A 20935-nucleotide genomic window follows, 5' to 3' on the forward strand; every position below is an offset into this window, starting at 1 on the left:
CGGCGCTTTGTCTCGGTTCAGGCAGCCTTCTCGGGCGCCAGATAGCCGATCAGGCGCCCCAGCGTTTCAGGCAGCTCCTTGCGGTGCACGACCATGTCGATCATCCCGTGGTCGAGCAGATATTCGGCGCGCTGAAAGCCTTCGGGCAGCTTCTCGCGGATCGTATTCTCGATCACGCGCTGGCCCGCGAAACCGATGAGCGCCTTGGGCTCGCTGATCTGGATATCGCCGAGCATCGCATAGCTGGCGGTGACGCCGCCCGTCGTCGGGTCGGTGAGCAACACGATATAGGGCAGGCCCGCACGGCGCAGGCGGGCGAGCGCCACCGTGGCGCGCGGCATCTGCATCAGCGACAGCGTGCCTTCCTGCATCCGGGCGCCGCCGGCGGCGGTGATCGAGATATAGGGACAGCCGCGGCGGATCGCGTCCTCGACGCCCGCGACAAAGGCTTCGCCGACCGCCACGCCCATCGACCCGCCCATGAAGGCGAAATCCTGGACGCCGATCACGACGGGCTTGCCGTCGATCTTGCCTGCGGCATTCTGATAGGCATCGCGGTCGCCCGTTTGCGCCCGCGCCGCCTTGATGCGGTCGACATATTTCTTGGTGTCGCGGAACTTCAGCGGATCTTCGGGCGCCGCTGGCGCAGCGATCAGCTCGTGGAGCCCGCCATCGAACAACTGCGCAAAACGCTCCTGCGCGCCGATGCGGTCATGATGGTCGCAGCGCGGGCAGACGTTCAGATTGTCTTCCCATTCCTTGACGAACACCATCTGCTGGCACTGGCGGCATTTGTGCCAGAGGTTGTCGGCGGTGTCGCGCTTGGCGCCGAAGGGCAGGGCGTTGCGAACGCGGTCGAGCCAGCTCATGCGGCGATCTCCTTTGCGCCGTGAATAGCATCGGCGAGGGTACGGGTAAAAGCCTCGACATGCGCCGCCGCGGCGTCGCCATGCTCGGCAATGATGTCGATGAAGGCCGAACCGACGACAACGCCGTCGGCGACCTTCGCGATCTCTGCGGCCTGTGCGGGGGTGCGGACACCGAAGCCGACCGCGACGGGCAGGTCGGTCGCGGCCTTGAGGCGCGCAACGGCGTCGTCGATGCTGGCCTGCGCGGCCTGCTGCAACCCGGTGATCCCGGCAACCGAGACATAATAGAGGAAGCCGCCCGCGCCATCGAGCACGGCGGGCAGACGCGCGGGATCGGTGGTGGGCGTTGCAAGGCGGATCAGATCGACGCCCGCAGCACGGAGGCTCGGGCCGAGCTCCGCATCCTCTTCGGAAGGAATATCAACGCAGATGATGCCGTCGACGCCGGCCTTTTTGCATTCGGTAGCGAACCATTCAGGCCCGCGGATCGTCATCGGATTGGCATAGCCCATCAGGACGAGCGGCGTGCCGGGATGGCGCGCGCGAAAGGCCGAAGCGATCGCAAAGATGTCGGCGGTCGTCGTGCCCTTCGCGAGGCTGCGTAAATTAGCGGCCTGGATCGCCGGGCCGTCGGCCATCGGATCGGTGAAGGGCATGCCGAGCTCGATCACATCGGCACCGCCCGCGACGAGCGCGTCGAGGTTCGCGGCGGTGTCGCCGTCACCGGCGGTAATGAAAGCGACAAGCGCGGGCCGCGGCTTGGTGAAGGTGGTAGCGAAGCGGGTCATTCGGCAGACTTTTTACGATTTGCAGCTTTGTCGATCCACACGAACATCAGCGACACAAGGACGACGACAACCCATGACGGCGATTGAAAGCGGTCGCCCAGGTTGAATATCTTGCTGATCAATGGAAATCCGAGTGCCTGAACGGCGGCGGCGATCAGAAAGACGATGATCGAACGACGTTGGGCGGGCGTCACAGGGCGACTCCCAGTGCATCGGCCACGGTGAAGATGTCCTTGTCGCCGCGGCCTGAGCAGTTGACGATGATGATCTTGTCCTTGCCCAGTGTTGGCGCGATGCGTTCGGCAGCAGCGATCGCGTGCGCGCTTTCGAGCGCGGGGATGATGCCTTCGAGTTTGGTAAGCTTCTGGAAGCTCGCCAGCGCCTCGGCGTCGGTGACGGGTTCATAGCGGACGCGGCCGATGTCGTGGAGCCAGCTATGTTCGGGGCCGATGCCCGGATAATCTAGCCCGGCGGAGATGCTGTGCGCCTCGGTGATCTGGCCGTCCTCGTCCTGCAGCAGATAGGTCTTGTTGCCGTGGAGGATGCCGGGACGCCCGCCCGCCAAGCTGGCGGCATGTTTGCCGTCGAGGCCTTCGCCCGCGGCTTCGACGCCGACGATCTCGACCGCCGCGTCGTCGAGGAAGGGGTGGAACAGCCCGATTGCATTCGATCCGCCGCCGACGGGGGCGATCAGCATATCGGGGAGGCGCCCTTCGGCCTCAAGGATTTGCTCGCGCGCCTCGTCGCCGATCACCGACTGGAAGTCGCGGACGAGCTCGGGATAGGGGTGCGGCCCCGCCACCGTGCCGATGATGTAGAAAGTGTCGTGGACGTTCGCGACCCAATGGCGCAGCGCCTCGTTCATCGCGTCCTTCAGCGTCTTTGCGCCGCTCTCGACCGCGACGACTTCGGCACCGAGCAACTTCATGCGGAACACGTTCGGCTGCTGCCGCGCGACGTCGACCGCGCCCATGAAAATGGTGCAGGGCAGGCCGAAGAGCGCGGCGACGGTCGCAGTCGCGACGCCATGCTGGCCCGCGCCGGTTTCGGCGATGATCTTCGTCTTGCCCATTCGCTTGGCGAGCAGGATCTGCCCGATGCAATTGTTGATCTTGTGCGCGCCGGTGTGGTTGAGATCTTCGCGCTTCAGGTAGATTTTCGCGCCGCCGAGGTGCTCGGTCAGCCGCTCGGCGAACCACAGCGGGCTTGGGCGACCGACATAGTTTTTGAGCAGATAATCGAACTCGGCCTTGAAGCTGTTGTCCTGCTGCGCGGCGCGATAGTGACGCTCGAGGTCGAGGATCAGCGGCATCAGCGTTTCGGCGACATAACGCCCGCCGAACTGGCCAAAGTGGCCGCGTTCATCGGGGCCGGTGCGAAGACTGTTGGGAAGCTGGGTCATCGACCCGCCGCTTTAAGGAAAGCCGCGATCTTGTCCACATCCTTGACGCCCGGCGCGCTTTCGACGCCCGAGGAGACGTCGACCAGCGGCGCGCCGGTTTCGGTGATCGCTTCGGCTACATTGCCGGGGGTGAGGCCGCCCGCGATGCCCCAGTCCATGCTGTGGCGATGGTTCTTGAGCAGCGACCAGTCGAAACGCGTACCCGTTCCGCCGGGCATGGCGGCGGCGGGGGCGTCGAACAAGATACGGTCGGCCACACCCTGATATTTCTGCATCCGCACGAGTGTGTCGGCGTCCTTCAGGCCGACGGCCTTCCAGACTTCAGCGGGCGTCAGCCGCTTTACCACGCCCAGCCATTCGGCCGTCTCGTTGCCGTGGAACTGGATGATGTCGGGGCGGATCATGCCGAGCGCATCGCCCGTGAGCTGTTGCGATGCGTTGACCAGCAGCAACGCGACCTTGACGTTTCCGGCGCCTGCGCGCTTGCGCAACTCGGCCGCGGTCTTGAGGTCGATATAGCGCGGGCTCGGCTCGTAATGATTGAGGCCGATATGCGTCGCGCCGTGGCGGATGGCGGCGTCGACTTCCTCGATCGTCTTGAGGCCGCAGATTTTGACGAGTGGGGGCATGGTCAGACTCTATTTGTCCGTTCGCATCGAGCGAAGTCGAGATGCCCCTCGATCTTCTTCTGCTCCGATGGGTGTCTCGACTTCGCTCGACACGAACGGGAATGGGAAACGGGTTTAAAGCGTCGCTTCGATCTCGCGCGCTGCGAGGTCTGGATCCGCCGACTGGCTGATCGGGCGGCCGACGACAAGGATCGAGGCGCCGTCGGCCATCGCCTGCGCCGGGGTGACGACACGCTTCTGGTCGCCGATCTTGCCGTTTGCGGGACGCACGCCGGGGACGACGTAAAAGCCGCCCGGCCACGCCTTGCGGGCCGCTTTCACTTCCTGTCCCGAACAGACGATACCGTCGAGGCCGGATTCGCGCGCGAGCGCGGCAAGGCGCACGACCTGATCGTGCGGGGTGCCGCCGACGCCGATGTCGTTGAGATCGGGCGCATCGAGGCTGGTGAGCACGGTGACCGCAACGACCTTGGTATTGAGACCCGCCGCCGCTTTCGCCTCTTCGAGCATCGCGCGGCCGCCTGCGGCGTGGACTGTCAGCACGGCAGGTTCGAGGGTGCGCAGCGCCTGGATCGCCTTCGCCACCGTGTTCGGTATATCGTGCAGCTTGAGGTCGAGGAAGATCGGCAGGCCGAGCTTCGCCATTTCATGCACGCCGTGGTGGCCGTTGGCACAGAAGAATTCGAGACCCAGCTTCAACCCGCCGACATGGCGCCGCACCTTCTGCGCCAGCGTCAGCGCGGCGTCGAGGTGCGTCGTGTCGATGGCGAGATAAAGCGGTGAGGTCATGGCTTGTCCGTTGAGAAAAGATCGGTTGGGGCGGGCGGGACGTCGTTGACCGGCGTCGGGGGCGTGACCTCGACGGGCCGGTTGGCAAGCGCACGCAGGTCGGCCGCCTGCCGCTCGCTCGCGTCGAGGCGGCGCTTCATCGACCAGCGCGTCGTGCGCAGCGCGATCCACATCGGCACGCTGCCGATCAGGAATGCGGCGAGGATCAGGACGGGCAATTTGGTGTCGAGCACCTGACCGGGCCAGATCGTCACGGTGACGGGAATCCAGTTTGCCATCGCGAAAATGACGAGGATGGCGGTCAACAAGACCCAGATGATCGTGCGCAGGATTCCCACTTCGTCTTGCTCCTCTGTCGGTCCGGCGTCGACCCTATGACAGATTGCCGCGCGATTCCAGTCCGGGGCTATGCCGCCCCGAACACCCGGTCGAAGATCGTGTCGACATGCTTCATATGATAGCCGAGGTCGAAGAGCGCGGTCAGTTCATCGGCCGACAGCTTCGCGGTGACGTCGGTATCGGCCTTCAGCAGGTCGAGCAGCGAAAGCTGACCGTCCGAATCCCACACCTTCATCGCGTTGCGCTGGACGAGGACATAGCTTTCCTCGCGGCTTGCACCCGCCTGCGTCAGCGCGAGCAGCACGCGCTGCGAATGGACGAGCCCGCCCATGCGATCGAGATTCTTCTGCATCCGGGCAGGATAGACGAGCAGCTTGTCGACGACCCCGGTCAGGCGCGCGAGTGCGAAGTCGAGCGTGATCGTCGCATCGGGACCGATGAAGCGTTCCACCGACGAGTGGCTGATGTCGCGTTCGTGCCACAGCGCGACATTTTCCATCGCAGGGATGGCGGCGCTGCGCACCATGCGCGCGAGGCCGGTCAGATTCTCGGTCAGCACCGGGTTGCGCTTGTGCGGCATCGCCGACGAACCCTTCTGCCCGGGCGAGAAATATTCCTCGGCTTCGAGCACTTCGGTGCGCTGGAGGTGGCGGACCTCGACCGACAGGCGCTCGATCGACGAGGCGATGACGCCGAGCACCGCGAAGAACATCGCGTGGCGATCGCGCGGGATGACTTGGGTAGAGACAGGCTCGATCGCGAGGCCGAGCTTCGCGGCGACATGCGCTTCGACGCGCGGATCGATGTTCGCAAAGGTGCCGACCGCGCCCGAGATGGCGCAGGTCGCGATTTCGGCGCGCGCGGCTTGCAGGCGGATCTTGCAGCGCGAGAATTCGGCATAGGCTTCGGCGAGCTTGAGCCCGAAGGTCACCGGTTCCGCGTGGATGCCGTGGCTGCGGCCGATGGTCGGGGTCAGCTTGTGCTCATAGGCGCGGCGCTTGATCGCTTCGAGCAGCGCATCGAGGTCGGCGAGCAATATGTCGGCGGCCTGGCTGAGCTGGACCGCGAGGCAAGTGTCGAGCACGTCGCTTGACGTCATGCCCTGGTGCATGAAGCGCGCCTCGTCGCCGACATTTTCGGCCACCCACGTCAGGAAAGCGATGACGTCATGCTTGGTGACCGCCTCGATCGCGTCGATCGCGGCGACGTCGATCGCGGGGTTCGTCGCCCACCAGTCCCACAGCGCCTTGGCGGCGGATTTCGGTACGGTGCCCAGTTCGGCAAGGGCGTCGGTCGCGTGCGCTTCGATCTCGAACCAGATGCGAAAGCGATTCTCGGCCGACCAGATCGCGGTCATTTCCGGCCGTGCGTAACGCGGAACCATTGAATTTCCTTCCTTTTTGGGCGCCTCATCGCGGAAACCCTGCGGAACCACGACGGGGCGCCCCGTAGCAGGGACGGGGCGTTTCGCCAAATGCCGAACAGCCGCAACTTTGCGCAAACACGATGGGTTGCCTTCATGCCCCATCAGAAAGGCGACAGGTCGCACCGACCGCCGAAGTCGTCGCTACAGGAGAATAAATGTGTTGAAACAAGTGCTTTTGATCGGCGCCGCGGCCATCAGCTTCCCCGCTCTGGCCCAGACGACCGCTCCGGCCGACGAACCTGCCCCGAGCACGCAGTCGCAGCCGGCGCCGACCGACACGACGACCCCCGAACCCGAGAAGAAGCCGACGGACGAAACCAAACCGACCGATCAGGCCCCGACCGAGGACGCAGCACCGAGCGACACGCCCCCTGCGGCTGAACCGACCCCTCCAGCGGACCAGCCCGCACCGGATTCCGAGGAAAAGCCCGAATCCGAACCGCAGTAACCCCTTAATCAGGAGATAGATCATGTTGAAGCAGATGCTTCTGGTCGGCGCAGCCGCCCTCAGCTTCCCGGCTCTCGCGCAAACCACCGCGCCCGCGTCGGACCCCGCAAATCCGCCGACGGCTACCGAACCCGCGCCGGCTCCGGATACGGCGAGCCCGGCGCCGGCCCCGGACGCCTCGACAACGCCGCCAGCTTCGAGCCAGCCCGCCCCGTCGGGTGCTGCGGCCACGCCGACCCAGATCGCCCAGATCGTCGAGCAGGAATTCCCGACATATGACGGGGACAAGAACGGCGATCTGAACGAAGCTGAATTCGGCGCATGGATGAAAAAGCTGCGCGCCGCCACCGACCCCAGCGCCGACGTCGAATCGGCCGAGGTGAAAAGCTGGATCGGACAGGCCTTTGCATCGGCCGACGGCGACAAGTCGGGCGGTGTGAACAAGACCGAACTGACCGGTTTCCTGTCGCGCGGCGCTTAACGGCGTCCCGCGGGGTGGTGCAGCCGTCGGAGCGATCCGGCGGCTGCATCGCTGTGCAACGCAAATCAGCCCGGTTGTTCGACCGCGACAATCGTCAGGCGATGTTCGATTCCGCCGCGGTCGGGCCAGTTGATCGACTGGCCGACGCTCAATCCAATCAGCCCGGCGCCTACCGGGGTCAGGATCGACATGCGGCCCGCCGAAATATCGGCTTCGGCGGGATATACGAGGTGCACCGTGCGTTCGGTGCCGTTTTTCTCGTCACTGAAAGTAACCTTCGATCCCATCGTCACCACGTCGGCCGGGATCTTCGAGCGGTCGCAGATGGCGGCGCGATCGATCTCGCCGAGCAGTAATTCATAGAAACGGACCGAATCGCGTTGCTGGTGCAGCGTCATTTCGGTGAGCGCATCGGCTTCGCTGTCGATCATGCGGATCGGGGGCATCGCGGCCCCCTTTTTCTTCTTGGTCATGGCGCGGACTTTCCGGCTGACGCGCGGCGGTTTGCCGAGCGTGGCTGTATTGGACGGAAATTTGCCCCGGGTTCGGGGCAATCGCGCCGGAACCCGGGGCTAAAAGCCCGCGAGAAGCTGTCCCCCGTGGAAACGGAAGCGGAGAAGGCCGCGTCGAATCTGCATGGCCGGATGATGAGGCAGGGGCGGGCGGAAGTCAAACGCCGCCCGAGCCGCGAGGCAGCCGCTAAAGAAGGCCCATCGCGCGAAAGCTGCGATGATCGGAACCGCCTATGATGATATGGTCATGCAGCGCGATCCCGAGTTTCGCCGCGGCGCTCGCGATCTCCTTGGTGATGGCGATATCCTGGCGGCTCGGTTCGGGGCTGCCGCTCGGGTGGTTGTGGACCAGGATGATCGCCGAGGCGCCGAGTTCGAGCGCGCGCTTGATCACCTCGCGAACATAGATCGCCGATTGGTCGATCGATCCTTCGCTCGCGACTTCGTCGCGGATCAGCATATTGCGCGCGTTGAGATAGAGGACGCGGACGCGCTCGACATCGATCGGTCCCATGTCGGCACGCAGCCAGTCGAGCAGCGCATCCCAGCTGGAAAGCAAGGGCTTGTCGCGAAACTCCCCCTTCAGCAGGCGCAGTCCGGTCGCCTGGACGATCTTGAGCGCGGCGATGCCGGTGTCGCCCAGCCCGTCGATGCGGCGAAGCGATTCGGGATCGGCACTGACAAGCTGTGCCAGCGATCCGAATTCGCGCAGGAGCGTTTTCGCCAGCGGCTTGGTGTCGCGGCGCGGGATCGCGAGCGCGAGGAGATATTCGACCAGCTCGTAATCGGCGAGGCCGTCGGCGTCGTCCAGCAGGCGCGCGCGCAACCGCGCGCGATGTCCCAGATGATCGGGCGTTTCGCTCTCCCCCATGACGCGGGAATAACCGCCTTGTGAGGCGCACTCAACGGTCATAGGAAAAGGAAGATGGCGAACCGGATCAATTTCCTGCATCGAAACGGAATTTCCGGCGTTTCTGCCTTGAACGGGGTTCGGGTCGAGGGACGAGATTTTGCCGCCATGACGTCATCGGCCAACTTCTATGAGTGATGTGGAAGACGGCGCGGAGCCGCGGTGGAAGTACCGGACTGTGCTGTTCAAGAAGCGCTGGCTGACCGCTGGCGCAGTCATCATCCTTGTCGCGGGGGTGTGGATCGCGCGCGAGCCGATCGCCGACGAATTCATCGCCGACCAGCTCGAAAGCCGCGGCGTCCCCGCGCGCTACACGATCGACCGGATCGGTTTCCGCAGCGAGATATTGTCCGACATCGTCATCGGCGACCCGAAGCGCCCCGACCTGACCGCGAAGAAGGTCGAAGTGCTGCTCGGTTATGGCTGGCGGGGGCCCTATGTGTCGGAAATCCGGGCCGAAGGCGTTCGGCTCTACGGCCGCTTCGTCGACGACCGCCTCTCTTTCGGCGCGCTCGACAAGTTTCGCGATCCCACGAGCACCGATCCCTTTGCGCTCCCCGACCTGTCGGTCGTGCTGCGCGATGCGAGGGCGCGGGTCGAAACGCCATGGGGCGATGTCGGTGCGGCACTCAACGGCGGCGGTAATCTGCGCCGCGACTTCACCGGCAAGCTCGCGCTTGTTGCCCCGCGCATCGCGGCGGCGGGGTGCAGCGGCGACGATATCAGCTTCTACGGCGCCGTTCTCGTCCGCGACGTCCGCCCGCAGCTCGTCGGTCCCTTGCGTGGCGGCGCCCTTCGCTGCGCCGACGGGCGTGTCACTGCCGCGTCGCCGCAAGTCGCGCTCGACCTTTCGCTGTCGGAGAATCTGCAAAGCTGGAAGGGCAAAGCCGACGCCAGCATCGCGCAGCTTGTCGCGGGGCCCGTCGCGGCCGATCGGATGGGCCTGCGCGCGCGCTTCGACGGCACCGCGGTGCTGACAAAGCTCGACATCGACGCCGACATGGCGCGGCTGCGCGGCGCCGATTTCGCGGCCGAGACGGTCAATCTCGACGCGAAGGGCAGCGTCGGTAGTGCGGCGCCGAAGTTCGACGGGCAGGTCCGCTTTGCCCGCGCAAGCGGCAGCGCCGACTTGCGCCGCTCGCTCGCCGAAAGCGCGCGCGGGCTGGCGGGTTCGCCGGTGGGGCCGCTGGCGGCGAAGGCCGTCGGCGCGCTCAGCCGCGTGCTCGCCGATGCGAGCGGTAGCGCGGGTTTCGCGCTGGCGGGGGAGGGGCCGACGGCGCGTGTCGACCTGATCGCGCCGGTCCTGACGAGCGCCAGCGGCGCACGCTTCGTCGGCAGTGCGGACAGCCGCATCGGCTATCTTTATGGCGCGGACGCGCCCGCCGTGATCGCGACGGGACGCTGGAGCATTGCCGGCGGCGACCTGCCCACCGGAACGCTGAGCCTCGACCGCAGCGCCGAAGGGAAGGTGACCGGCCTTGCCAGCTTCGATCCCTATATGGCCGAAGGTGCGCGGCTGGCGCTGACGCCGGTGCGTTTTTCGGGCGGTGCGGGCGGCTTGCTTCGCTTTGCGACGACGGCTGCGCTGTCGGGGCCCCTCGCGGGCGGGCGCGTCGAGCGGCTGACCGTGCCGCTGAACGGCTTCCTCGCGCCGACGGGCGCGCTGGCGTTCGACGGCGGATGCAGCCGCGTCGGCGCCGACCGGATCGAGGTCGGCGGTTTCCGCCTCGGCCGCAGCGCGTTCGACCTGTGCGGCCAGCCGGGTGCGCCGCTGCTGAGCGCGGGGCCGAAGGGACTGCGCGGCAATATCCGCATTCCCGCCATATCGCTGCGCGGTACAAGCGGCAGTTCGCCATTCAGCCTGAAAAGCGGCCCTGCCAACATCGACCTGTCGGCGATGCGCTGGTCACTCGCGCGCGCCGATATCCGGCTCGGCGAGGGCGAGAGCGTGACGCGTTTCGCGGCCGACAGCCTGAGCGGGCGCAGGGCGCCGCCGGGCATGGCGGGCGAACTGCGCGGCGCGAACGGAAAGATCGGCGCCGTGCCGCTCGATATGAGCGAGATCGCCGGGACGTGGCGCTTTGCAAATGGCGCGCTGACGCTCGACGGCGGGCTGCAACTCACCGACGCCGCGCCCGATCCGCGCTTCTTTCCGCTCGTCAGTAACGATGCGAGCCTGCGCTTTGCGAACGGGGTCATCGAAGCGAAGGCGGGTTTCAACGAGCGGAAGACGGGGACGAAAATTCTCGACACGCTGATCCGCCACCGGCTGGCGGACAGCAGCGGCTCGGCCGATCTTGTTGTCCGCGAGCTGCGATTCGACGAAGCGTTCCAGCCCGACCAGCTGACCAGCCTCGCGCTCGGCGTCGTCGCCAATGTCCGCGGGTCGGTGGTCGGCGACGGGCGGATCGAATGGACCGCCGACGGCGTCACCAGCCGCGGCACCTTTGCCACCGCCAACGCCAGCCTTGCCGCGGCGTTCGGCCCGGTGACCGGTCTGACCACGACGCTCAGCTTCGACGACCTGATCGGGCTCAAGTCGGTGCCGGGGCAGATCGCGAAGATCAAGGAGATCAACCCCGGCATCCCGGTGCTCGACGGCGAGATCGAATATCGATTGCTCGGCGACAACCGCGTGCGGGTCGAGGGCGGCAGCTGGCCCTTCGCCGGGGGAAAGCTGCTGCTCCATCCAACGACGCTCGATTTCAGCGCCGAAAACGCGCGGCGGTTGTCGTTCGATATCGTCGGGGTCGACGCTGCGGTCTTCCTGCAAAGCTTCGGCTTCGAAAATATCAACGCGACCGGCGTGTTCGACGGGACGCTGCCGGTCGAGTTCGACGGGCTGGGCGGGCGCATCGTGGGCGGGCGCATCGATTCGCGCGCGGGCGGTGGCACGCTGGCCTATGTTGGCGAATTGTCGAACCGCAACCTCGGTGCGATCGCCAATTTTGCCTTTGGCGCGCTGCGCAGCCTCAAATATGACGACCTCACGATCATCCTCAACGGCGACCTCGACGGCGAAATGGTGACCGATATCCGTTTTGGCGGCGTGGGGCAGGGGGCGGGCGCGACGCGCAACTTCCTGACCAACCAGGTTGCGAAACTGCCGCTAGTCTTCAATGTGAAGATCAAGGCGCCGTTCCGCCAGTTGCTCACCTCGGCGAAGGGTTTTTACGACCCTTCGCTGTTGATCGAACAGAATCTGCCCGCGTTGATGCGCGCGCAGGAAGAAGCCGAAGCCGCCGCAAAAGGCGCACCACCACCCGTTCAGCCTCCAGAAAGCGAGCCCATGCGATGAAGAACACCAAGACTGGAGCAAGGAGGCTGGCCATAAGCGGTCGCTGTCTGGCACTGATGACGGGAATGTCGGCCCTTGCGGGCTGCGTCCAGATCGAAACGCCCGACAAGCCGATCGAGATCAACCTGAACATCAACATCCGGCAGGAAGTGGTGTACAGGCTGGATGGCGATGCCAAGAAGCTCATCGAGCAGAATAGCGAGATATTCTGATGGGGAATGACAAGATGCGTATGACGAAGTGGAAACCGACCGGACTGGCTCTTGCCGCGATTGCGGCAACCGCGGCCGTTGCGCTGGCTGTGCCGTCGGCGATGGCGCAGCGCGATCCCGCCTATGCCGCTGCGCGCGCCGCGGGGCAGATCGGCGAGCAGGTCGACGGCTATCTCGGCTTTGCAACGACGCCGACCCCGGCGATCCGCGCGCTGGTCGAGGATCTGAACATCAAGCGCAAGGCGGCCTACACCGCGAGCGCGCAGTCGACCGGCAGCACGGTGCAGCAATTCGCATTCACCAGCGGTTGCAACCTGATCGCGCAGACCAAGCCGGGCGAGAAATACCAGACTCCCGGTGGTGCCTGGAAAACCCGCGACAGCGGCCCGCCCGAACGCGACGCGCGCTGCCCGTAAACCGCCGAACCGCATAATGGGGCCCGAGGGCCCTCAGATGCCGCCGCGCCCCTAAACGCGGCGGCATTTTTGCGTGCCCGAGCTGCGTCAATTTTGTGCACCTGCGCACAAGCATTGACTTCATCGGGCGTCGTTCCTAAACGGACCGCGCCTTAGGGGTCCCCCGAATTTTCGGGCCTTTTTTCGCAGGCGGAATCGATGGATATCGGCTCTGTTTCAGGAGGATGGCGCAAATGACGGGGAACGGCAGCGATCCGGAACCAGCTTCGGAGGATTCGCGCCTGGTCTCGCTCGAAGAGCGATTGGACCGGGCCGAAGCCGCAGAAGCGAAACGGACCGCAGTGAACGCCGGACCGGAGACCGATGCGAATTACAAGCTCGGTAACCGCGTTCTGGCCGAGCTGCTGGGCGGGATCGGTGGCGGCGCGCTGGTTGGTTGGACGATCGACCATTTTGCGGGCACGGCGCCCTGGGGCCTGTTGGCGGTACTGTTCCTCGGAATAGTCGTCGCCTTCAGGAACATATTTCGGATTGCGAACGTCCGGCCGACAAAGCCGGACTGACGGGGATTTAAGGCGAGGTATCGCGTGGCGGATCAAGGCAAAGTGGACCCGATGCACCAGTTCGAGGTGCAGAAGATGTTCGACATGTTCCATGTCGGCAATCACGAGGTTGCCTTTACGACGAGCGCGATGTGGATGGTCATTGCCGGCCTTCTCCTCTGGGTCTTCATGATCGGCGGGATGAAGCGCCAGCTCGTTCCCGGCCGCTGGCAGGTCGCCGTCGAAGGCTTCACCGGCTTCATTTCGGGCATGATGAACGCCAATATCGGTCCCGAAGGCCGCAAATATACGCCCTATGTCTTCTCGCTCTTCATGTTCATCCTGATGCTGAACGTGATCGGCCTGATGCCGTTCGGCCTGTTCGGCCTGCACCCTTTCACCGTGACGAGCCACTTCGCGATCACCGGTTTCCTCGCGATCCTGAGCTTCTCGATCGTGCTGATCGTCGGTTTCTGGCGCCACGGCCTGCATTTCTTCTCGCTGTTCGTGCCGCATGGTACGCCCTGGTGGCTGCTGTGGCTGATCCCGGTGATCGAACTCGTGTCGTTCCTTGTCCGCCCGTTCAGCCTCGCGCTGCGACTCTTCGTCGCGATGACCGCGGGCCACGTGCTGATGAAGGTGTTCGCTTCGTTCATCATCGACGGCATCGCTGCCGGTCCCGCCGTCGGGCTCGGTGTCGGCATCCCCAGCATGGCGCTGATGGTCGGCATCAGCGGGCTCGAACTGCTGGTCGCGGGTATCCAGGCTTATGTGTTTGCGCTGCTCACGTCGCTCTATCTGAACGACGCGATCAATCTGCACTGATATTTCAACTGTATAATCAACGTTTTTCCCAAGGAGTATAAAATGGACGTTCAAGCTGCTTCGCTCATCGGCGCCGGTCTGGCCGCTATCGGTGCCGGTATGGCCGCCATCGGTGTGGGCAACGTCTTCGGTAGCTTCCTCGAAAGCGCGCTGCGTAACCCGGCTGCTGCCGACGGCCAGCAGGGCCGCCTGTTCATCGGCTTCGCGGCTGCCGAACTTCTCGGCCTGCTGTCGTTCCTTATCGCGATCCTGCTGTACCTGAAGGCAGCCTGATCCCGTTTGCGGGGCCGGCCGTTCGGGTACGGCCCCGCGAATGAATTTTTCCTTGTCGGTCGAGAGTATCCATGCCTCAAATCAGCCAATTCGCTGAAAACTGGTATGCCGCATCGCAGATTTTCTGGGTGCTGCTGACCTTTGGCTTCGTCTTTTTCGTCATCGGCCGCGGCATGCTGCCGAAGATCGAGGCGACTGTGGACGCGCGCGACCGCAAGGTGGCCGATGATCTGGCCGCGGCGAAGGCGGCGCATGCTGCCGCCGATGCGCTGGAAGAAAGCTATCGCCAGCAGAGCGACGCCAGCCGCGCCGCTGCGCAGAAGGCGGTAACGGACGCCAAGGACAAGGCCGCGAAGGACGCCGAAAAGCGTCTGGCCAAGGTCGACGCCGAACTCGCCGACAAGCTGTCGGCAGCCGAAGCGGACGTCAGCGCAGCGCGCAGCTCGGCGATGGCCGAAATCGAATCGGTTGCGGCCGAAGCGGCGGGCGACCTCGTTGCCAAGCTGTCGGGCGTGAAGGTCGCTGCGGCAGATGCCAAGGCAGCGGTGAAGGCGGTGCTCCATGGCTAATTTTCTGACCATCCTGTCCGAAGCCGCGGGCGAAGTGCATGCCGAGCCGGCGTCCTTCGGTTTCATCGACGCGACCGTTTGGGTGTCGATCGCGATGGCGATCTTCATCGCGATCCTCTTGTGGAAGAAGGTGCCGGCGATGGTCGCGGGCATGCTCGACAACAAGATTGCCGAGATTTCGAAGCAGCTCAAGGAAGCCGAAGCGCTGCGTCTCGACGCCGAATCGCTGAAGGCCGAATATGAAGCCAAGCTCGCCGATGCGGCAAAGGAAGCCGACGAAATGCGCGCCCGCGCCGACGCCGAAGCCGAAGCGCTCGTCACCAAGGCGAAGGCCGATGCGACGGCGCTGATCGCGCGCCGCAAGCAGATGGCCGAAGACCGCATTGCCGCGGCCGAAGCCGGTGCGCTCGCCGAAGTCCGCACGGCGGCCGCCAAGGCGGCGACCGATGCAGCGGCGAAGCTGATCGCCGACAAGCATGATGCCGCCGCTGACAAGGCGCTTGTCGATCAGGCGATCGCGGGCGTCGCCAAGGGCTGAGTCCTTCGACACCGCTGAAAACAGAGCGCCCGCGGATTTCCGCGGGCGTTTTGCTTTCGGGAGCTAGTTGGTTTTAGCCAGCCCCGCGACCCACGCTTTGGTTGCCGGGAAATTGTCCATCGCGCCCTGATATCCGGCGCGCGCCGTGGTTCGTTCGATATAGTCCAGTTCGGTCGCGTCGAAGGCAAATCCGATCGTGCGCTGGGCAAATTGGAGGGCGTAGGTCACCGAGATATCGGCGGCGGTGAAGTCATCGCTCGCGATGAAGGGCGTGCGCGCGAGCTGGCGGCGCACGAGGCCGAGGCGGCTCCTGAAGATGTCGAGCGCCCACTCCGTCGTCCGGTTTTCCCGCTGATTTTCGGGTGCGAGGATGTGCGTCGCGACAATGGCGTTGATCGGACCCGCGAGACCCGCTTCGCCCATATGGAGGAACTGCTGATAGGTCGGGAAGGCCGGGTCGTCAGGCGTCGGTGCGAACGGGGTCGGCCCGTAACGCGCGAGCAGATATTCCATGATCGCGATCGATTCGACCATCACCGTATCGCCATCGACGATCGCGGGGATGAAGCCCGCCGGATTGATCGCGCGGAATTCGCTGTCCTTCTCGAGGCCACCGAGCAGATCGACCGGCCGCATATGATAGGGGCGCCCCATTTCTTCGAGCAGCCACGCCACGCGAAAGCCGCGGCCTTCGCCGTAAAGGGTGATCATAACTGTCTCCTCAGAACCGGATCATGATCCGCCGCGCCAGCGCGGGCGAGATGCTGTAGACGAGTTGGAGCAGCTTCACCATTCCAGCATTGACCTCACGCTTGCCGGTGCGGATGCCGGCAACGATTTCGGCGGCGCAGTCGTGCGCGCTCATCTTCTTACCCGCGCGGGCCGTGGTCATGTTCGTCTCGACCACGGGGGGCAGCGCTTCGATCACGTGGACATTTGTGCCCTTCAGCAACGCGCAGATCGACTGGGTGTAGCTGCGCAAGGCCGCCTTGGTCGCGCAATAGACAGCGCCGGTGCTGGGTGCGATCGCCAGGCCGGAGGTGACGTTGACGATCGTGGCTTCCGGCTGGGCGCGAAGCGCCGGCAGCAGCCGCGTGCAGAGCGCGATCGGCGCGTCGAGGTTGGTGCGGATGCAGTGCGCCGCGCTCTCCAGTGTTTCGGGCTTGTCGAGGTCATAGGCGCTGCCGACTCCGGCATTGTTGACGAGCAGGGCGAGCGGTTTCCCCGCGACGCCTTCGACGACCGCGTCGATGCCTGCCGGGGTCGACAGGTCGCTGGCGATGGTGCCGAAGCCGAGCGCCGCCATCGCCTGCAATTTCTCGGCCGAGCGGCCCGTGACGATGACGCTCGCGCCCGCGCCCTGCAATTGCAGCGCGATCTCGCGCCCGATCCCGTCGCTGCCGCCGGTCACCAATGCCAATTTGCCGCGAATTTCCATAAGACCCCTCCTATGTTTTACCCCGCACACTATGGCGGGTCGCATCACCATCGCCTACATGCAAAATCATGGCCCGCCCGAACGCTCCAGACCGATTCAACGAAGAAAAAGCGACGTATGTGATGCGCGGCGGCGACGGGGAGGGCGACCAGCCTGACCTCGAACGCGGCGCCGAGGCGATCCGTAGCGTCGTGCGCAAACTGCCGACGCGCCCGGGCGTGTACCGGATGCTCGATGCGCGCGGCGATGTGCTCTATGTGGGCAAGGCGCGCGCGCTGAAGAACCGCGTGACCAATTACACACAGGTCGCGCGACTGCCGCAGCGGCTTCAGCGCATGGTGGCGCAGACGCGCGCGATGGAGATCGTCACGACGACGAGCGAAGCCGAGGCGCTGCTGCTCGAGGCGCAACTCATCAAACGCTACCGCCCGCCCTACAACGTCCTTCTGCGCGACGACAAAAGTTTCCCCTTCATCCTGCTGCGCGCCGACCATGATTTCCCGCGCGTGCAGAAGCATCGCGGCGCGCGGCGCGCCAAGGGGCGCTATTATGGCCCCTTCGCGAGTGCGGGGTCGGTGAACCAGACGCTCAACGCGCTGCAAAAGACCTTCCTGCTGCGCAGCTGCACGGACAGCTTCTTTTCCAACCGGTCGCGGCCGTGCTTGCTGTACCAGATCAAGCGGTGCAGCGCACCGTGCGTCGACCGCATCTCGAAGGAGGATTATACCGGGCTGGTCGGCGACGCGCAGGACTTCCTCGAAGGCCGGTCGACCGCGGTCCAGAAACGGCTCGGGGATGCGATGACCAGGGCGGCCGAGGCGATGGACTATGAGCAGGCCGCGGTGATCCGCGACCGGTTGAAATCGCTGACTTTTATCCAAGGCAGCCAATCGGTCCATGCGGACGGGCTGGGCGATGCGGACGTGTTTGCGCTCGCGGCGAAGGGTGGGCAGCTGTGCATCGCGGGCTTCTTCATTCGCGGGGGGCAGAATTGGGGGCATCGCAGCTTCTTCCCGGCCCACGTGTCGGGGGTGCCCGAGGCCGAGGTCATGGCGAGCTTCCTGATGCAATTCTACGAAGGCGTGCCGCCGCCGAAACTGATCCTCGTCGACCGCGAGCCTGAGGAATGCGCGTTGCTCGCCGAAGCGCTCGGCGAGAGCGGCAGCCGCAAGATCGAGATCAGCGTGCCGCAGCGCGGCAACCGCCGCCGTCTGCTCGAACAGGCGGTGCGCAATGCGGGCGAAGAGCTAGACCGGCGGCTCGCAGAAAGCAGCAGCCAGGCGAAACTCGGGCGTGAACTCGCCGACCTTTTCGATCTCGAAAACCCGCCGCAGCGCATCGAAATCTACGATAACAGCCATATCCAGGGCACCAACGCGCTCGGCGCAATGGTTGTCGCGGGCCCCGAGGGCTGGATCAAGGGTGCGTATCGCAAGTTCAACATCAAACGCGCCGAGACGCAGCCGGGCGATGATTTCGCGATGATGCGCGAGGTGTTCGAACGCCGTTTCGCGCGCGCGATCGAGGAAGACCCCGAACGGACCAAGGGCGAATGGCCCGACCTCGTGCTGATCGATGGCGGCAAGGGCCAGGTGTCGGCGGTTGCATCGGTGTTTGCCGAACTGGGGATTGACGACCTGACCTTCGTCGGGGTGGCCAAAGGGCCCGACCGCAATGCAGGACGCGAGACCTTCTACCATCCCGACGGGCGCGAATTCACGCTGCCGCCGAACAATGCCGTGCTCTTCTACATCCAGCGTCTGCGCGACGAGGCGCATCGCTTTGCGATCGGCGCGCACCGGCAAAAGCGCGCGAAGGCGATGGGCACGTCGCCGCTCGATGAGGTGCCGGGGATCGGCCCGGCGCGCAAGCGGGCGTTGCTGATGCATTTCGGAACCGCGCGCGCAGTCCGCGGCGCGAGCCTCGAGGATTTGCGGAAAGCACCGGGCGTCAGCGCCGCGGTCGCGCAGGCTGTGCATGATTTCTATCATTCGGGACGGTGAGAGGGAGGGTTATGGATTTTGCAGCAGCCATGCCGCTGGCGGGAACGCTGGGCATCACCATTCATGAAGGCAACAAGGATCGCGTCGTGGGCAAGCTGCCCGTTCGGCCCGAAATCTGCACCGCGGGCGGGATCGTCCATGGCGGCGCGATCATGGCCTTTGCCGACTGCCTCGGCGCGGTCGGTGCCTTCCTGACCTTGCCCGAAGGCGCGACCGGCACGACGACGATCGAGAGCAAGACCAACTTCCTCGGCGCCGGCCCGGTCGGATCGGTGCTGGTCGGCGAGGCGACCCCGGTGAAGATCGGCAAGCGCCTGTCGGTATGGCAGACTCGCATCCGTACAGAGGAGGGCGCCGAGGTCGCGCTGGTGACGCAGACGCAGATGGTGCTTTGACCAGCCTGAGCGCCGAAGCGATCATCTGCGCGGTGCGCACGCATGGCGAGCATGGCGCGATTTTGCGCGCGCTGACCAAAGAGGCGGGGCTGGTCGCGGGCTATGTGCGCGGCGGACGCTCGCGGCGCCTGCGGCCGCTCCTTGTGCCGGGCAATCTGGTGGCGCTCGAATTGCGTGGGCGTACCGAGGAGCAGCTTGGCGGCGCAACGATCGAATTGCTGGAGAGTCGTGCGCAGCTCCTCGCAGAACCGCTGGCTGCGGCAGCGCTCGACTGGGTGACGAGCCTGACCGCAGCGACACTTCCCGAAAGCCAGCCTTATCCGGCGCTCTATTCCGCGCTGTCGGCTGTTCTGGACGCGATCGGGGTCGCCTCGTCCGCGCGGCAATGGGCGGCGGCGCTGGCGCGCTACGAGTTGCTCCTGCTCGCCGAACTCGGCTTCGGCCTCAACCTCGAAGAATGCGTGGTGACGGGATTTTCGACCGATCTGGCGTTCGTCAGCCCCAAATCGGGCGGCGCGGTCAGCGTCGGCGCCGCAGCGGGTTATGAAGAGCGTCTGTTCCGCTTGCCGCCTTTCTTGCGCGGGCAGGATGCGAACCCGCCGATGGACGACATACTCGACGGTTTGATCATCACCGGGCATTTCCTCGACCGCGACGTCCTCGACGGACGCAACCGCGACTTGCTGACCGTAAGGGAAAGATTGACCGCCCGGCTGGGCAGGGCGGTTGCGTGATCCGCCGCCGCTGTCTAAGCGGCTGGCGAGACACGAAAGGGCGACACGTTGAAAATCCTGCTGCTGGCTGGCGATGGTATCGGTCCGGAAATCATGGCGGAGGCCGAAAGGGTTCTCGACGCGCTTGCGCTTCCCGTGACGCTCGACCGCGCGCTCGTCGGCGGAGCCGCCTATGAAGCGACCGGCCACCCGCTGCCGCCCGAGGCGCTGGCCAAGGCGAAGGGGACGGACGCGATCCTCTTCGGTGCCGTTGGCGATCCGCGTTTCGATAATGTCGAACGCCATCTGCGCCCCGAACAGGCGATCCTCGGTCTGCGCTCGGAACTCGGCCTCTTCGCCAATCTGCGCCCGGCCAAGCTGTTTGCGGGGCTCGAAGACAGTTCGGCGCTGCGTCCGGAGGTCGCATCGGCGATCGATCTGCTGATCGTGCGCGAACTCAACGGCGACGTCTATTTCGGTGAAAAGGGTACGCGCACGACCGCAGACGGGCAGCGCGAAGGCTATGACGTCATGTCGTACAGCGAGAATGAGGTGCGCCGCATCGCGCATGTCGCGTTCCGCGCGGCACAGGGGCGTGCGAAGCGTCTCTGCTCGGTCGACAAGGCGAATGTGCTCGAAACCTCGCAGCTGTGGCGCGATGTGGTGATCGAGGTCTCCGCCGACTATCCCGACGTCGCGCTGACCCACATGTATGTCGACAACGCCGCAATGCAGCTCGTGCGCAATCCGGGACAGTTCGACGTGGTCGTCACAGGCAACCTTTTTGGCGACATATTGTCCGATCAGGCGTCGATGTGCGTCGGGTCGATCGGGTTGCTCGCCTCGGCCTCGCTGAGCGACGGCAAGCTGGGATTGTACGAGCCGATCCATGGCAGCGCGCCCGACATTGCCGGCAAGGGCGTTGCCAACCCGCTCGCGATGATCCTGAGCCTCGCGATGCTGCTGCGCCATTCGGGCGACGACGAGGCGAGCGCGGCGCGGATCGAGGCGGCGGTCGCGAAGGTTCTCGCCGATGGTTGCCGCGGCGCCGATCTGGGGGGCAATATGGGAACGGCGGCATTGGGCGATGCGGTGGTTTCGGTTTTGAACGGATAAGAAG

General features: G+C 65.1%; 27 protein-coding genes. 15 read left to right on the plus strand and 12 right to left on the minus strand.

The annotated features are described in order from the left end of the window. Nucleotides 1–17: 17 nt before the first annotated feature. The 8 genes from accD to purB all read right to left on the minus strand — a co-directional run bounded on the left by accD (nt 18) and on the right by purB (nt 6200). Nucleotides 18–869, minus strand: a complete 852-nt coding sequence (gene accD, locus VGN62_RS12810; RefSeq protein ID WP_327454422.1) for an acetyl-CoA carboxylase, carboxyltransferase subunit beta — start codon at nt 867–869, stop codon at nt 18–20. Further along, nucleotides 866–1657 carry a tryptophan synthase subunit alpha gene (trpA, locus tag VGN62_RS12815; RefSeq protein WP_327454425.1) on the minus strand — a complete coding sequence of 264 codons (792 nt, stop codon included), beginning with the start codon at nt 1655–1657 and terminating at the stop codon, nt 866–868. The genes accD and trpA overlap by 4 nt, the downstream gene beginning before the upstream one ends. Further along, the gene (locus VGN62_RS12820) at nt 1654–1851 is read right to left on the minus strand and encodes a hypothetical protein (protein WP_327454427.1); all 198 of its coding nucleotides are present in this window, start codon (nt 1849–1851) and stop codon (nt 1654–1656) included. The genes trpA and VGN62_RS12820 overlap by 4 nt, the downstream gene beginning before the upstream one ends. After that, nucleotides 1848–3059: a tryptophan synthase subunit beta gene (trpB, locus tag VGN62_RS12825; protein WP_327454429.1), complete on the minus strand. Its 1212-nt coding sequence runs from the start codon at nt 3057–3059 to the stop codon at nt 1848–1850. Before trpB ends, VGN62_RS12820 begins: the two co-directional genes overlap by 4 nt. Then, nucleotides 3056–3688 carry a phosphoribosylanthranilate isomerase gene (locus VGN62_RS12830; RefSeq protein ID WP_327454431.1) on the minus strand — a complete coding sequence of 211 codons (633 nt, stop codon included), beginning with the start codon at nt 3686–3688 and terminating at the stop codon, nt 3056–3058. Before VGN62_RS12830 ends, trpB begins: the two co-directional genes overlap by 4 nt. 114 nt (nt 3689–3802) lie before the next feature. Then, on the minus strand, nt 3803–4477 hold the full coding sequence (pyrF, locus tag VGN62_RS12835) for an orotidine-5'-phosphate decarboxylase (RefSeq protein ID WP_327454433.1): 675 nt from the start codon (nt 4475–4477) through the stop codon (nt 3803–3805). After that, nucleotides 4474–4815: a LapA family protein gene (locus VGN62_RS12840; RefSeq protein ID WP_327454435.1), complete on the minus strand. Its 342-nt coding sequence runs from the start codon at nt 4813–4815 to the stop codon at nt 4474–4476. The genes pyrF and VGN62_RS12840 overlap by 4 nt, the downstream gene beginning before the upstream one ends. 68 nt (nt 4816–4883) lie before the next feature. Further along, complete coding sequence (gene purB, locus VGN62_RS12845; RefSeq protein ID WP_327454437.1) at nt 4884–6200, minus strand: adenylosuccinate lyase; 1317 nt, start codon at nt 6198–6200, stop codon at nt 4884–4886. Between the two features lie 199 nt (nt 6201–6399). On the opposite strand from purB, the gene VGN62_RS12850 reads away from it, so the two are divergent. Both VGN62_RS12850 and VGN62_RS12855 read left to right on the plus strand, forming a co-directional pair. Continuing rightward, nucleotides 6400–6690, plus strand: a complete 291-nt coding sequence (locus tag VGN62_RS12850) for a hypothetical protein (RefSeq protein ID WP_327454439.1) — start codon at nt 6400–6402, stop codon at nt 6688–6690. A gap of 22 nt (nt 6691–6712) precedes the next feature. Next, nucleotides 6713–7171: a calcium-binding protein gene (locus VGN62_RS12855; RefSeq protein ID WP_327454441.1), complete on the plus strand. Its 459-nt coding sequence runs from the start codon at nt 6713–6715 to the stop codon at nt 7169–7171. A gap of 65 nt (nt 7172–7236) precedes the next feature. Here VGN62_RS12855 and rnk read toward each other — a convergent pair whose 3' ends face one another. After that, nucleotides 7237–7644, minus strand: coding sequence for a nucleoside diphosphate kinase regulator (gene rnk / locus VGN62_RS12860; protein ID WP_327454443.1), 408 nt, complete (start codon nt 7642–7644; stop codon nt 7237–7239). 226 nt (nt 7645–7870) lie between these two features. Further along, a complete protein-coding gene (gene radC, locus VGN62_RS12865; RefSeq protein WP_327454445.1) occupies nt 7871–8554 on the minus strand; it encodes a RadC family protein in 684 nt (227 codons plus the stop codon). A gap of 54 nt (nt 8555–8608) precedes the next feature. Between radC and VGN62_RS12870 the strand changes: the two genes are divergently transcribed. The 9 genes from VGN62_RS12870 (at nt 8609) to VGN62_RS12910 (ending at nt 15266) form a co-directional block, all read left to right on the plus strand. Further along, a complete protein-coding gene (locus VGN62_RS12870) occupies nt 8609–8731 on the plus strand; it encodes a hypothetical protein (protein ID WP_327454447.1) in 123 nt (40 codons plus the stop codon). Continuing rightward, nucleotides 8724–11891: a YdbH domain-containing protein gene (locus VGN62_RS12875; protein ID WP_327454449.1), complete on the plus strand. Its 3168-nt coding sequence runs from the start codon at nt 8724–8726 to the stop codon at nt 11889–11891. Before VGN62_RS12870 ends, VGN62_RS12875 begins: the two co-directional genes overlap by 8 nt. Further along, nucleotides 11888–12103 (plus strand): YnbE family lipoprotein, encoded by a 216-nt coding sequence (locus VGN62_RS12880; protein ID WP_327454451.1) that lies wholly within the window; start codon nt 11888–11890, stop codon nt 12101–12103. Before VGN62_RS12875 ends, VGN62_RS12880 begins: the two co-directional genes overlap by 4 nt. A 14-nt stretch (nt 12104–12117) precedes the next feature. Next, nucleotides 12118–12519: a YdbL family protein gene (locus VGN62_RS12885; protein WP_414713279.1), complete on the plus strand. Its 402-nt coding sequence runs from the start codon at nt 12118–12120 to the stop codon at nt 12517–12519. A gap of 233 nt (nt 12520–12752) precedes the next feature. Continuing rightward, entirely contained in the window at nt 12753–13082 is a 330-nt protein-coding gene (locus VGN62_RS12890; protein ID WP_327454453.1) for an AtpZ/AtpI family protein, read from the plus strand. Between the two features lie 51 nt (nt 13083–13133). Then, on the plus strand, nt 13134–13886 hold the full coding sequence (locus VGN62_RS12895) for a F0F1 ATP synthase subunit A (protein ID WP_327455017.1): 753 nt from the start codon (nt 13134–13136) through the stop codon (nt 13884–13886). A gap of 42 nt (nt 13887–13928) precedes the next feature. Continuing rightward, complete coding sequence (locus VGN62_RS12900) at nt 13929–14159, plus strand: F0F1 ATP synthase subunit C (protein WP_037515205.1); 231 nt, start codon at nt 13929–13931, stop codon at nt 14157–14159. A gap of 71 nt (nt 14160–14230) precedes the next feature. Next, nucleotides 14231–14728 carry an ATPase gene (locus VGN62_RS12905; RefSeq protein WP_327454456.1) on the plus strand — a complete coding sequence of 166 codons (498 nt, stop codon included), beginning with the start codon at nt 14231–14233 and terminating at the stop codon, nt 14726–14728. After that, the gene (locus VGN62_RS12910; RefSeq protein WP_327454458.1) at nt 14721–15266 is read left to right on the plus strand and encodes a F0F1 ATP synthase subunit B; all 546 of its coding nucleotides are present in this window, start codon (nt 14721–14723) and stop codon (nt 15264–15266) included. The genes VGN62_RS12905 and VGN62_RS12910 overlap by 8 nt, the downstream gene beginning before the upstream one ends. Nucleotides 15267–15329: 63 nt before the next feature. Here the strand turns inward: VGN62_RS12910 and VGN62_RS12915 are convergent, their stop codons facing one another. Together VGN62_RS12915 and VGN62_RS12920 are read right to left on the minus strand one after the other, a co-directional pair. Then, on the minus strand, nt 15330–15977 hold the full coding sequence (locus VGN62_RS12915; protein ID WP_327454460.1) for a glutathione S-transferase family protein: 648 nt from the start codon (nt 15975–15977) through the stop codon (nt 15330–15332). 10 nt (nt 15978–15987) lie between these two features. Further along, nucleotides 15988–16704: an SDR family oxidoreductase gene (locus tag VGN62_RS12920; RefSeq protein ID WP_327454462.1), complete on the minus strand. Its 717-nt coding sequence runs from the start codon at nt 16702–16704 to the stop codon at nt 15988–15990. 68 nt (nt 16705–16772) lie between these two features. Between VGN62_RS12920 and uvrC the strand changes: the two genes are divergently transcribed. From uvrC to leuB, 4 genes are read left to right on the plus strand one after another with little or no spacing between them, the layout of a single operon-like run. Then, nucleotides 16773–18707: an excinuclease ABC subunit UvrC gene (uvrC, locus tag VGN62_RS12925; RefSeq protein ID WP_327454464.1), complete on the plus strand. Its 1935-nt coding sequence runs from the start codon at nt 16773–16775 to the stop codon at nt 18705–18707. Nucleotides 18708–18718: 11 nt separating this feature from the next. Continuing rightward, complete coding sequence (locus VGN62_RS12930) at nt 18719–19102, plus strand: PaaI family thioesterase (RefSeq protein WP_327454466.1); 384 nt, start codon at nt 18719–18721, stop codon at nt 19100–19102. Beyond that, nucleotides 19099–19836, plus strand: a complete 738-nt coding sequence (gene recO / locus VGN62_RS12935; RefSeq protein ID WP_327454468.1) for a DNA repair protein RecO — start codon at nt 19099–19101, stop codon at nt 19834–19836. Before VGN62_RS12930 ends, recO begins: the two co-directional genes overlap by 4 nt. Nucleotides 19837–19884: 48 nt before the next feature. Next, the gene (gene leuB, locus VGN62_RS12940) at nt 19885–20931 is read left to right on the plus strand and encodes a 3-isopropylmalate dehydrogenase (RefSeq protein WP_327454470.1); all 1047 of its coding nucleotides are present in this window, start codon (nt 19885–19887) and stop codon (nt 20929–20931) included. Nucleotides 20932–20935 lie beyond the last annotated feature (4 nt).

This window comes from Sphingopyxis sp., assembly GCF_035998905.1.
Lineage (GTDB): Bacteria > Pseudomonadota > Alphaproteobacteria > Sphingomonadales > Sphingomonadaceae > Sphingopyxis.

Coding starts and splice junctions, on each gene's coding strand:
- accD (WP_327454422.1), bottom strand. CDS start 869: ATGAGCTGGCTCGACCGCGTTCGCAACGCCCTGCCCTTCGGCGCCAAG.
- trpA (WP_327454425.1), bottom strand. CDS start 1,657: ATGACCCGCTTCGCTACCACCTTCACCAAGCCGCGGCCCGCGCTTGTC.
- trpB (WP_327454429.1), bottom strand. CDS start 3,059: ATGACCCAGCTTCCCAACAGTCTTCGCACCGGCCCCGATGAACGCGGC.
- VGN62_RS12830 (WP_327454431.1), bottom strand. CDS start 3,688: ATGCCCCCACTCGTCAAAATCTGCGGCCTCAAGACGATCGAGGAAGTC.
- pyrF (WP_327454433.1), bottom strand. CDS start 4,477: ATGACCTCACCGCTTTATCTCGCCATCGACACGACGCACCTCGACGCC.
- purB (WP_327454437.1), bottom strand. CDS start 6,200: ATGGTTCCGCGTTACGCACGGCCGGAAATGACCGCGATCTGGTCGGCC.
- VGN62_RS12855 (WP_327454441.1), top strand. CDS start 6,713: ATGTTGAAGCAGATGCTTCTGGTCGGCGCAGCCGCCCTCAGCTTCCCG.
- rnk (WP_327454443.1), bottom strand. CDS start 7,644: ATGACCAAGAAGAAAAAGGGGGCCGCGATGCCCCCGATCCGCATGATC.
- radC (WP_327454445.1), bottom strand. CDS start 8,554: ATGGGGGAGAGCGAAACGCCCGATCATCTGGGACATCGCGCGCGGTTG.
- VGN62_RS12870 (WP_327454447.1), top strand. CDS start 8,609: ATGGCGAACCGGATCAATTTCCTGCATCGAAACGGAATTTCCGGCGTT.
- VGN62_RS12875 (WP_327454449.1), top strand. CDS start 8,724: ATGAGTGATGTGGAAGACGGCGCGGAGCCGCGGTGGAAGTACCGGACT.
- VGN62_RS12880 (WP_327454451.1), top strand. CDS start 11,888: ATGAAGAACACCAAGACTGGAGCAAGGAGGCTGGCCATAAGCGGTCGC.
- VGN62_RS12885 (WP_414713279.1), top strand. CDS start 12,118: ATGCGTATGACGAAGTGGAAACCGACCGGACTGGCTCTTGCCGCGATT.
- VGN62_RS12890 (WP_327454453.1), top strand. CDS start 12,753: ATGACGGGGAACGGCAGCGATCCGGAACCAGCTTCGGAGGATTCGCGC.
- VGN62_RS12895 (WP_327455017.1), top strand. CDS start 13,134: ATGCACCAGTTCGAGGTGCAGAAGATGTTCGACATGTTCCATGTCGGC.
- VGN62_RS12900 (WP_037515205.1), top strand. CDS start 13,929: ATGGACGTTCAAGCTGCTTCGCTCATCGGCGCCGGTCTGGCCGCTATC.
- VGN62_RS12905 (WP_327454456.1), top strand. CDS start 14,231: ATGCCTCAAATCAGCCAATTCGCTGAAAACTGGTATGCCGCATCGCAG.
- VGN62_RS12910 (WP_327454458.1), top strand. CDS start 14,721: ATGGCTAATTTTCTGACCATCCTGTCCGAAGCCGCGGGCGAAGTGCAT.
- VGN62_RS12915 (WP_327454460.1), bottom strand. CDS start 15,977: ATGATCACCCTTTACGGCGAAGGCCGCGGCTTTCGCGTGGCGTGGCTG.
- VGN62_RS12920 (WP_327454462.1), bottom strand. CDS start 16,704: ATGGAAATTCGCGGCAAATTGGCATTGGTGACCGGCGGCAGCGACGGG.
- uvrC (WP_327454464.1), top strand. CDS start 16,773: ATGGCCCGCCCGAACGCTCCAGACCGATTCAACGAAGAAAAAGCGACG.
- VGN62_RS12930 (WP_327454466.1), top strand. CDS start 18,719: ATGGATTTTGCAGCAGCCATGCCGCTGGCGGGAACGCTGGGCATCACC.